Origin of the sequence: Synechococcus sp. R55.2, from assembly GCF_047462075.1 — a bacterium.
Taxonomy (GTDB): Bacteria; Cyanobacteriota; Cyanobacteriia; order Thermostichales; family Thermostichaceae; genus Thermostichus.
The window spans coordinates 1-667 of record NZ_JANSIH010000255.1 but is presented as its reverse complement, the minus strand read 5'-3'; the positions used below and the strand labels follow the sequence as shown (position 1 = coordinate 667).

The following is a 667-nucleotide window of genomic DNA, read 5'->3' as shown; positions in this document are numbered from 1 at the left end:
GGATATGAGGGAATCGGTGATCTACCAAGAGTGGCGGGCAGAAGCTCTGCGAGAGGGGCTGGAAGAAGGGCGCAAAGAAGGACGCAGAGAAGGACTACAACTGGGCCTGCAACAAGGGCTACAACAAGGATTGCAACAGGGATTGCAACACGGGGAAGCAACGCTGGTTTTGCGGCTGCTCAGGCGGAAGTTGGGATCCCTTGACCCGGCCCTTGAGAATAAGATTTGGGCTTTGTCAACGTCACAACTGGAGGCGCTGGGGGAAGCTCTGTTGGACTTCAACAGCTTGGAGGATTTAACTGCCTGGCTGGCCCGTCAGCTAGAAACCGCAGGAGCCCCGCTCTCTGCCCACAGGGCAAGGGTCGGGAGGAATGTGAGTAAAATGCAATAAGGCTATGACCCAAGTCCTGACCGTTTCCTGCAAGCTCAAGGTGTCCCAGTCGCAAGCCGCCAAATTGGACGAGACATTGGATGCTTTCGGCCAAGCCTTGAACTGGGTCAACCAAAACACACCCGAGAAAGTCGTCAACCCACTGAAACTCCAATCCCTGTGCTACTACGAAATCCGTGCCCGTTTCGGCTTGTCCAGTAATTTGGCAAGGACTACGTCCCGCTAACGCGACAAACAGATATGCAGACGGGTAGCGTCTGCTCGCAAGGTGGCACA

General features: G+C 55.2%; 1 protein-coding gene and 1 pseudogene. Both read left to right on the top strand.

All coding sequences use genetic code 11. The features are described from left to right. Window positions 1-391, top strand: a 391-nt coding sequence (locus tag NW838_RS08635; protein ID WP_414427867.1) for a DUF4351 domain-containing protein, incomplete at its 5' end; no start/stop codon positions are given. A 4-nt stretch (window positions 392-395) separates the two neighbouring features. After that, window positions 396-614, top strand: a pseudogene (locus NW838_RS08630) (RNA-guided endonuclease TnpB family protein); the annotation flags it as partial. Between the last annotated feature and the right edge of the window lie 53 nt (window positions 615-667).